This window comes from Tunicatimonas sp., from assembly GCF_049647865.1.
GTDB lineage: Bacteria > Bacteroidota > Bacteroidia > Cytophagales > Cyclobacteriaceae > Tunicatimonas.
In genome coordinates, this window is the sequence record NZ_JBARYM010000248.1 from 1 (window position 1) to 9,118 (window position 9,118).

Annotated in this window: 7 protein-coding genes; all 7 read left to right on the forward strand. The window is 40.1% G+C overall.

Going from position 1 to position 9,118, the window contains the following annotated elements:
- Positions 1–3,087 (forward strand): DUF4175 family protein (locus WBA23_RS07590; RefSeq protein WP_424581670.1); only part of this gene is annotated, 3,087 nt, incomplete at its 5' end.
- A 4-nt stretch (positions 3,088–3,091) separates the two neighbouring features.
- Positions 3,092–3,493 carry an ATP-binding protein gene (locus WBA23_RS07595; RefSeq protein ID WP_424581671.1) on the forward strand — a complete coding sequence of 134 codons (402 nt, stop codon included), beginning with the start codon at positions 3,092–3,094 and terminating at the stop codon, positions 3,491–3,493.
- The gene (gene ybeY / locus WBA23_RS07600) at positions 3,493–3,933 is read left to right on the forward strand and encodes an rRNA maturation RNase YbeY (RefSeq protein WP_424581672.1); all 441 of its coding nucleotides are present in this window, start codon (positions 3,493–3,495) and stop codon (positions 3,931–3,933) included. The genes WBA23_RS07595 and ybeY overlap by 1 nt, the downstream gene beginning before the upstream one ends.
- A 246-nt stretch (positions 3,934–4,179) precedes the next feature.
- Positions 4,180–6,045: a tRNA uridine-5-carboxymethylaminomethyl(34) synthesis enzyme MnmG gene (gene mnmG, locus WBA23_RS07605; protein ID WP_424581673.1), complete on the forward strand. Its 1,866-nt coding sequence runs from the start codon at positions 4,180–4,182 to the stop codon at positions 6,043–6,045.
- A gap of 7 nt (positions 6,046–6,052) precedes the next feature.
- Complete coding sequence (locus WBA23_RS07610) at positions 6,053–6,631, forward strand: hypothetical protein (RefSeq protein WP_424581674.1); 579 nt, start codon at positions 6,053–6,055, stop codon at positions 6,629–6,631.
- A 6-nt stretch (positions 6,632–6,637) separates the two neighbouring features.
- Complete coding sequence (locus WBA23_RS07615; RefSeq protein WP_424581675.1) at positions 6,638–7,345, forward strand: DUF2490 domain-containing protein; 708 nt, start codon at positions 6,638–6,640, stop codon at positions 7,343–7,345.
- A gap of 196 nt (positions 7,346–7,541) precedes the next feature.
- On the forward strand, positions 7,542–9,118 hold a 1,577-nt coding region (locus tag WBA23_RS07620; RefSeq protein WP_424581676.1), incomplete at its 3' end, for an Ig-like domain-containing domain.

Genomic DNA, 9,118 nt, shown 5'->3' on the forward strand with positions numbered 1-9,118 from the left:
ATACTAATCAAGTGGGTAATTGATCCGTTGGTTCGTTTGTATAACAACAAACGCCAGATTAGCGATGAAGAAGCGGCTCGACAAATTGGTACGTTCTTTCCTGATGTACAGGATAAATTACTGAACCTAATTCAGTTAAATAATACGGGTAGCAAACAAGGTGATTTGCTCGCGGCGAGTATTGCTCAAAAAACCAAAAACCTCTCGGTGGTTCGGTTTCCAGTAGCTATCAATCTTCGTAAAAATTTGCGTCATCTGAAATATCTTGCCGTTCCGGTAGCAGTTATGATTGTGGTACTTCTTTTTATTCCTCAATTTTTTTCAGAAGGAACGCGTCGTATTGTAAATTTCAATAAAGAATACGTCCCCGAGGCACCTTTTTCCTTTAATGTTGGGAATGAGTCGCTCATCGCTTTCAAGAATGAAGACTTCACGGTTGATGTTGATTTGGTAGGAAATGCTATTCCTGGCAAAGCTTATTTGGTAGCTTCCGGTCGGCGGTTCCGAATGGCTCCCAATGAGGAAGGAACACTGCAATTCGCCTTTCAGAATATCCAGCGGGATACACCTTTCTACATTGAAGCTGCCGGATTTAACTCAGTGTCTCGCACTATCAGAGTAGTAGATCGCCCCAACTTGAAAAATTTTAGCGTTTACTTAGATTATCCCAGCTACCTTTCTCGGGAAGATCAACGACTAGATAACATTGGCAACCTACAAGTACCCGAGGGAACCAATATCACTTGGCAGTTTAGCGCACTGGCCGCCGATAGCATGCGACTATCATTCGTGGAACAGGAAGAAAATTATCAACTGGAACAAGATACTAACGGCGCATTTTCGTTGGAAAAACAAGCATTAGAGTCTGATACCTACCAGATTAATCTGGTAAATGAGTACAGCAGCAACAAGCAAGATATTCGCTACTACTTAGATGTTATTCCTGATCAAAATCCGCAAATCAGTTTAGAGCAATTTCAGGATACCACAATGTATAAGTTCTTGGTATTGGGCGGAAATGTATCGGATGATTACGGTCTTACTCAGCTTGCGTTATACTATAAGTTTGAAGCACTGGAAGAAGGAAAAAATAGTGAAGAGAAGTATCAGCGGATTAGGCTTCCCTTAGATTCCAAACAGAATAACCAGAGCTACTACTATCAATGGAACGTAGATACACTTGGTTTAAATCCAGGAGATAAAATCCGCTACTTTCTTAGAGTGTGGGACAACGATGCCGTAAATGGTAATAAGTCATCTCAAACCTCCGCTTATGTATTCAGCGTTCCCGACCGTGAAACTATTCGGGAAAATATAGAGAAATCTACCGCCGAGACTCAAAGTCAAATTAGCAAAACTGTACAACAGGCGGAGCAATTGAAGCAAGATATAGAGGAGGTAGAGAAACGACTACGTGGGAAAAAGGATTTAACCTGGCAAGACAAGCAATTACTGGAAGACATTGTTAAGCAACGACAGGACTTGGAAAAGCAACTAGAACAGTTGAAAGAGCAGAGTCAAGCCAGCAAAATGCAGCAAGAACAATTCGGCGAGCAGAGCGAGAAAGTAAAGGAGCAGATCGATCAGTTGCAGCAATTAATGGATGAGCTATTAGATGAAGAAACCAAAGAGATGTACGAAGAGCTTCAAAAGCTGCTAGATGAGCAAATTGATATGGATAAAATGCGCGATCAGCTTCAGCAGATTAATAATCAAGAAGAAAATCTGGAAGAGGAATTAGAGCGTACTCTAGAGTTATTCAAACGAATGAAGTTCGACTCTAAGCTAGAAGATGTGCAACAGCAAATGGAGCAGAAGGCGGATGAGCAGCAAAAGTTAGCGGAAGAAACCGAAAACAAAGAAAACGATACCGAAGAACTAAGTGAGCAGCAGGAGCAACTTAATGAAGAATTTGAGCAGATTCAGCAGGAGATGGAAGAACTTAATGAGATGAACCAAGATCTTAAGAATCCATCTCCTATGCAAGACACGAAGCAAGAGCAAGAGCAAACGCAGCAGGAGCAGCAAAAAGCGCAGGAAGCTTTAGAAAAAAATCAGCGAAAGAAAGCCCAGAAATCTCAGCAGAAGAGTGCTGAGCAAATGAAGCAAATGGCGCAGAAGCTCCAGCAAATGCAACAGAGCATGGAGATGGAAATGCTGCAAGAAAATATGGATAATCTACGGAATATTCTAGATAACTTACTAACTCTTTCCTTTGACCAAGAAACGGTAATGAAGGACTTCCGGGAGGTAAAGCAAAATGATCCTCGCTTTATTGATCTATCACAAGAACAACTGAAGCTACGGGATGATGCTCAGATTATAGAAGATAGTTTATTGGCTTTAGCCGAACGAGTCTTCCAAATTCAATCGTTCGTTACTCGGGAAGTAAAAGATATGAACAAGCATATGGACGAAAGCATGGGATCGTTGCGAGAACGCCAACAGTACAAAGCAATTAGTCAGCAACAGTTCGCCATGACTTCTATAAACAACTTAGCTTTACTGCTTAATGATGTACTTAGCCAAATGCAGCAGCAAATGGCTGATGCTATGGGGAACCCTCAGCAGAACCCAGGAGACTCTCAGCAGAACATGAACCTGAGTGAACTACAAAAGCAACTCAATGAGCAGATTCAGAATCTACAGAAAAGTGGAAAATCGGGACGAGCTTTGTCGGAAGAGTTATCTAAACTTGCTCAACAGCAAGAGAAGATTCGGAAGGCATTAGAAGACATGGATTCAGAAGAAGATGGGGGAGGTGGTACCGGGGATCAATTGGCGAAGGAAATGGAAGAAACTGAAACTGATTTGGTCAACAAAAAGCTCACGAACGAGTTGATTGAACGACAGAAGCAAATTTTGACTCGTTTGTTAGATGTAGAAAAGTCGGATCGGGAGCAAGAGCTTGATCATAAGCGGAAAGGCGAAACGGCTAAAGACTCCTATGAAAAGCAAGCGGCTCAGCGCTTCGACGAATATATTAAACTCAAGAAACAAGAGATTGAGCTATTAAAAACAGTGCCTCTTAAACTCAATCCGTATTATAAAACTGAGGCCAATGAATACTTTAAGCGTTTAAACTAATAATATGGATTCAATCAGCATTTCTGTTCCTTCGTTATCTGAAAATATTCGGATGATTGAAAGTTTTATCGACAATGCTAAAGAACAGTTCAGTTTGAACGATGATATCTACGGTAACATTATGATTGCTGTGACTGAGTCCGTTAACAATGCTATCCGCCATGGTAATAAAGGCGACTCTCATAAAAATGTAGATCTTTCCTTAAAACTTAAAGATGGTTCTATTGTTTTTTGGGTAAAAGATGAAGGTAATGGTTTTGATCACACGAATTTACCTGACCCAACGGCTCCCGAAAATATAGATAAACCTGGCGGTAGGGGGATCTTCCTAATGAAGCACCTTTCCGATGAAGTAAACTTTCGGGATGAAGGCTGCACGGTAGAGCTTATTTTCTACATCAATTGATGATTCAGTTTTTTGTAGAAGACACTAATTTTGTTCCACACCCTCTTCTTTCTTCTGTTACGAATTGGCTATTAAAGGTAGTTACTTTTTACAACCATTCCATCAAAGAGATTAACTATATTTTTTGTTCGGACGAATACTTACTTACCATAAATCAGCAGTTTCTCTCTCACGATTTTTTTACCGATATAATTACCTTTGATAATCGCGATCAGTCTAGTCAACCTCTTGAAAGCGATATTTTTATTAGTGTTGATCGAGTCAAGGAAAATTCTCAACAGTTAAACACCTCTTTTCTTCACGAACTTCTTAGAGTGATTGTTCATGGCATTCTTCATCTTCTAGAATTTAATGATTCTGACGATATTGAAAAATCAGAAATGCGGACTCTGGAAAGCAAGTTCGTTGATATGTATTTCCAGGAATTTCATTCTTCTTAAACTCTCCTATGCTTCACACCTACGTTCCACGTGGAACATTAACAATTGCTTCACACAACTTGATATAACTCATTAATAATGAGTAATGTGTTTAAGCCGCAATCTATAATACTGATTAAAAATTTGAGGTAATAGTTATCCTAACATTACTATTTGGTATGCTACCGATTTGTGGAAAGAAATCAGAACTAATCTGAAACGAAATACTAACTTTACTTGTAGAGAAGGAGGAAAACTAAAATAAATATGCTATTCGAAGGATACGATGTAATTGTAGTAGGAGCGGGGCACGCCGGCAATGAAGCTGCAGCCGCTGCGGCTAATATGGGTTCTAAAACTTTGCTGATTACGATGGATATGACCAAGATGGGTCAAATGTCATGTAACCCAGCGATGGGTGGTGTTGCTAAAGGACAAATCGTTCGGGAAATTGATGCGCTAGGCGGTCTTTCCGGAATCATTACCGATGTCTCGGCTATTCAATTCCGCATGCTTAATAAGTCCAAAGGTCCAGCCATGTGGAGTCCCCGAACTCAAAATGATCGAGCTCGCTTTACTGAGGCTTGGCGAATACAGTTGGAGAGAATTCCGAACCTAGATTTTCTGCAAGAAATGGTAACCGAAATTCTAGTAGAAGGGGAGAAGGCAGTAGGAATAAAAACAAGTATTGGATTAGAAATTACATCGAAGACTGTAATCCTTACCAATGGCACATTTTTAAACGGCTTAATACATATTGGCGATAAGCAAATGGGCGGAGGACGTTCAGGCGAACGCGCTTCTAAAGGAATTACTGAACAACTTATCGGTCTAGGATTTGAAGCGGGACGGATGAAGACGGGAACTCCCCCACGAGTAGATGGACGCTCGCTAGATTACAGCAAAATGGAGGAGCAACCCGGTGATGAAAAACCCGGTAAGTTTTCTTTTACTAGTACTAAACCACTCGCTCATCAGCGGAGCTGCCATATTACGTATACAAACCCTACCGTACACGAAGTGTTAGCGGATGGATTTGACCGTTCACCAATGTTTAATGGTCGAATCAGAGGGCAAGGTCCACGCTACTGTCCGTCTATTGAAGATAAAATTAACCGTTTTGCTGAACGCGACCGCCATCAAATTTTTGTGGAACCAGAAGGATGGAATACAGTAGAAGTGTATGTTAATGGTTTTTCTACTTCACTGCCCGAAGAAGTGCAACATCAAGCTATCCGGCATATTCCTGGTTTTAAACAGGCAAAACTATTTCGACCAGGTTATGCTATTGAATACGATTATTTTCCGCCAACTCAACTTTCGCTGAGCTTAGAAACCAAAGTTATTGAGAATCTATTCTTTGCCGGACAGATTAATGGAACCACTGGTTATGAAGAAGCTGCATGTCAGGGTCTGATGGCAGGGATTAACGCCCATCGTAAAGTAAGAGAAAAAGAAGCATTTATCTTGCGAAGATCGGAGGCATATATTGGAGTATTGATTGATGATTTGATAAATAAGGGCACCGACGAACCCTACCGAATGTTTACTTCCCGAGCCGAGTTCCGCTTACTTTTACGACAAGATAATGCTGATCTGCGGCTTACTGAAAAAGGCCACCAATTGGGATTGATTGATGATGATCGATTGGAAAAAGTGTTTGACAAACGAAATGCTATTCAAGAAGTGCTAGTCGATATTAAGCAACGTAAAGCAACTCCTGATGAAGTAAATGATGGGCTAGGAGAAATTTCTACTGCTACAATTAAAGAAAAAGTGAGTATTCACCAGCTATTAAAGCGTCCCGAGATTTCTATAAATGTGCTGGAAAAACTAGAACCTACCTTAAAAGAATACTTTCAACGAGTAGATGATGAGGTAAAAGAACAAGTAGAGATTTTGACTAAGTACGAAAGCTACTTAGAGAAAGAGCGTCAACATGCAGAGCGAGTAGAAAGCTTAGAAAACTATCGAATCCCGAGCGATTTTGATTACGATACGGTAAAGGCATTATCAACCGAGGCGCGAGAAAAGCTAGGGAAAATTAGACCACATACCATTGGTCAGGCTTCTCGGATTAGTGGTGTATCGCCAGCAGACGTATCAGTTATTATGATCTACCTTGGAAAATAATCAAGCAATGCTGTTTCGAATAATTACTTTAGTCGGACTAATATTACTGCCATTTGTGCAGAGTGAGGCTCAAGAGATTCTAAAACAAGAACGGGAAGAACGCATTAAGTTGAAAGAAATGCCAGAAGCGGCCCGACAATACTTGGATAGCTATTGGTTGAAAAAATCACGTAGAAAACGATTCTATTCCGAAACGGACGGAAAAAACTCAAGCTATGAAGCAAAATTAATCAGGGATAAAAGACGGTTCAGCATTGAGTTTGACAAAACTGGGGCGCTGCAAGATATTGAAGAACTGATCGACTTTCATCAAATTCCTGATTCAGCCAGGTTACGAATTGACTCAACAATTGTTGCTAACTACGGGAAATACAATATTTACCGAGTGCAGCGACAATTCTTACCAGAAGAATCAACTGAGCACTATGCAACATTAACTACCGAAAGTAGTCAAAACTTTGAGTTAGAAGTTAATGTAGTAGAAAACACACGAATTCAATCTTACGAAATGCTATTTGACACCGGGGGAACGCTTCAACAAAAGCGATTAATTGTGCGCCGATCATTGGATAATTTTCTCTACTAAGCTATCGTGTTGCAATTTTTTACCCTTTTTTTTATCTCATTACTTATAGCATTTAGCACTTTTGCTCAGCCGACCACAATAGCCCAATGGGACCCAGGAATATCTTTTACTCAAAAGTTTCCGAACCGGTGGTCATTCAACATAAATACACTACAGCGAAGTGACTTAGCTGAATACCGGTCTGGGGAAGATCCGTCAGACTTCCAATGGAACCTGAATGAAACTCAATTCTTTGCCACCTACGGACTTTTGAATAATAAGAAAATTAGTGGTGGTTATGCTTTCCAAATCCGTTCTTCTGAGCCGACCGAATTCCACGAGCATCGGTTTATGGAACAGTTTGCGTTTGTAGCGTATGCCTTAGGAGGAAAGAGAGTTGCCAATCGGGTGCGGCTAGAGCAGCGCATTCGTGATTCAGAACTGACCAATCGCATACGGTACCGGTTGGGTTTTGATAGCCCATTGAATGGTGAGCAACTTGACCCCGGTGAAATGTATGCTATTGTTACTAACGAATATCTGTGGTCATTTAACCGAGAAGAACAAAGTGGTGAGAATCGACTATTTGCTGGAGTTGGTTGGTTCTTTAATCAACAGTACAAATTGCAAACCGGGTTAATGTACCGCCTTTCCCGCCGACGTGGTTCTTATAGGAATATATTAGCTCTTTCTACTGTACTATATATAAACAATCAAAAGAAAGCTTCCGAATAAGCGTTTAATAACAGGAGCATGTTTAAATTTTATCCCTTGACCTGCAAAATCATCTTTATCCTCTGCATTTACCCAATTTTATCTGCTATAGCTCAGGCTATACCGTCAAAAATTGACTCATTCAGGGACTAAGTCTTGAATTTTCGGCCTCAAAAACAAAACTCGAGTATGCTCCAAATACCGAACATTCAAAAATATGATAAAACAATATAGTTGGCTACTAGCACTTTGGGTTTTGCTAATTGTAGCGGGATCATGTGCCCGACAGGGTACACCCACCGGTGGACCTAAGGATTCAATCCCCCCCCAATTGGTGCGAATGTACCCTGAGTTGGAAACTGTCAATTTTGAAGACAATGAAATTGAAATAGAATTTGATGAGTATATTGAAGGGCGAGACCTGAAGCAGGAACTCATTATTACCCCTCCAATAGAAGAATTTAGCTTCTACGTAAGTCGGCGAACACTTTTTTTAGAAATTGAAGAAGAACTGCGAGATAGTACTACTTACACATTTAATTTCCGGGAAGCAATTAAAGACGCCTCAGAAAAAAACCCCGCGGAGAATCTAATTGTAGCGTTTAGTACTGGACCTGAAATTGATTCATTTCGGGTAAATGGTAATGTCCGAAGTCTAATGGCACAGCAGCCAGTGGAAGATGTAGTGGTTGCTCTTTATGATGTTAATGATACACTAGATGCATTCACCGGTCCGCCCATGTATTTAGCGAAAACTGATGAAGAAGGTAATTATACCATTCGCTATATCCGAGAGGGTTTATACAATATTTATGCCTACGTTGATGATAATAGTAGTCTAAAAATTGATTCAAATAACGAACCTTTTGGGTTTAAGACAGAGCCGGTATACTTAGGGACAAACGTTAATCAGACTGTTAAGGCTGACTCGGTTATTACTGCTGATTCAACCTACTCGATGAATAAAACTATAGACTTGGTTATTCAGCGACAAGATATACGACCCATCCAGCTACAAAGTGCTCGAGCTAATGGTAAATATTTTGAGGTTAAATTTAATAAGTCATTAGATAGTTATTCGCTCTCGGCAGCCGAACAAGTAAGTCAACCCACCCTCGACTTTCTAAAAGATTCGGTAGCGTTCAACCTATCTGATTCTAGCATTGTGCTATTCAGCAATTTTCAGGATGAGCAACAAGTAGTTCGTATCTACAATACCCTGAAGCAAGATAGCTTAGCTATTATTATTTCGGCTTCCGATTCAGCGCAGCAGTCTTTATCGGATACTTTGCTATACTTAAAATTTAACGAAAGCCGTCGGAAGCTGGCTGAATTTACGACGCTGTTTACTTCAGATGATAATGAAATAACCGATACCATTTCAGGTACTTTCTTATTTTCCAAACCCATTGCTCAGGTAAATATCGACAGCATTTTATTAAGTTATGATACGCTATTCTACCAACCAATAAATTACAACCAAGCTCTACAATGGAATGAACACTATGATCAAGTAAGTTTCAGTATTCCAGTAGATCAATCTCAAATTGTAGATAGTGTTATCTACTACAGGAAACTGAACGATAGTTTGGCTTACGAAGATCGTGTTCTTCAACAAACCCTATACTTAGATAGCTTGCAAAATGAAACTGATGCTACCAAGGAAAAACTCTTAAGCTGGTTGCAGCAGTTTGTAGATGCCAAAAGAACGAATCAAGATCAAATTCTGCTCGATAGTATCCAATCGTTGGAGGAAGAAGAATCCAAATTCGCCTTATTTTCTAACTATATTGA

Excerpts from the sequence above, each read along its gene's own strand:
- ybeY (WP_424581672.1), top strand. The coding sequence starts at position 3,493 with ATGATTCAGTTTTTTGTAGAAGACACTAATTTTGTTCCACACCCTCTT.
- WBA23_RS07610 (WP_424581674.1), top strand. The coding sequence starts at position 6,053 with ATGCTGTTTCGAATAATTACTTTAGTCGGACTAATATTACTGCCATTT.
- WBA23_RS07595 (WP_424581671.1), top strand. The coding sequence starts at position 3,092 with ATGGATTCAATCAGCATTTCTGTTCCTTCGTTATCTGAAAATATTCGG.
- mnmG (WP_424581673.1), top strand. The coding sequence starts at position 4,180 with ATGCTATTCGAAGGATACGATGTAATTGTAGTAGGAGCGGGGCACGCC.